This window comes from Streptococcus sp. WB01_FAA12, from assembly GCF_012843315.1.
Classification (GTDB): Bacteria; Bacillota; Bacilli; order Lactobacillales; family Streptococcaceae; genus Streptococcus.
The window spans coordinates 1-650 of sequence record NZ_JABAEX010000019.1 but is presented as its reverse complement, the minus strand read 5'-3'; the positions used below and the strand labels follow the sequence as shown (position 1 = coordinate 650).

General features: G+C 48.5%; 1 protein-coding gene. It reads left to right on the top strand.

Annotated elements, in window-relative coordinates; translation table 11 throughout:
* A partial coding sequence (locus HF881_RS10360; protein ID WP_206283224.1) for a hypothetical protein occupies window positions 1-650 on the top strand: 650 nt, incomplete at both ends.

The following is a 650-nucleotide window of genomic DNA, read 5'->3' as shown; positions in this document are numbered from 1 at the left end:
CAGCTTCTGTAAGTGCAAGTCAATCAGCTAGCGCATCAGTAAGCGCAAGCCAAAGTGCTTCAGCATCAGCATCTAACGACCAGAACTCAGCTTCTATCTCAGCAAGCGCGAGCCAATCTGCGTCAATTAGTGCAAGCCAAAGCGCATCAGCATCTGTATCCGCTAGCCAATCAGCATCTGTATCCGCTAGCCAAAGTACATCAGCTTCTGTAAGTGCAAGTCAATCAGCTAGCGCATCAGTAAGCGCAAGCCAAAGTGCTTCAGCATCAGCATCTAACGACCAGAACTCAGCTTCTATCTCAGCAAGCGCGAGCCAATCTGCGTCAGTATCAGCAAGCCAAAGCGCTTCAGCATCAGTAAGTGCAAGCCAATCAGCATCTGTATCAGCTAGCCAATCAGCAAGCGCCTCTGTATCAGCAAGTCAAAGTACTTCAGCATCAGTAAGCGCCAGCCAAAGTGCTTCAGCTTCAGCATCTGTAAGCTCAAGTCAATCAGCTTCAGCATCAGTATCTGCAAGCCAATCAGCTTCAGCGTCTGTATCAGCTAGCCAATCAGCTTCAGCATCTGTATCTGCAAGCCAATCAGCTTCAGCGTCTGTATCTGCAAGTCAATCAACTTCAGCATCAGTATCTGCAAGCGAATCAACTAGC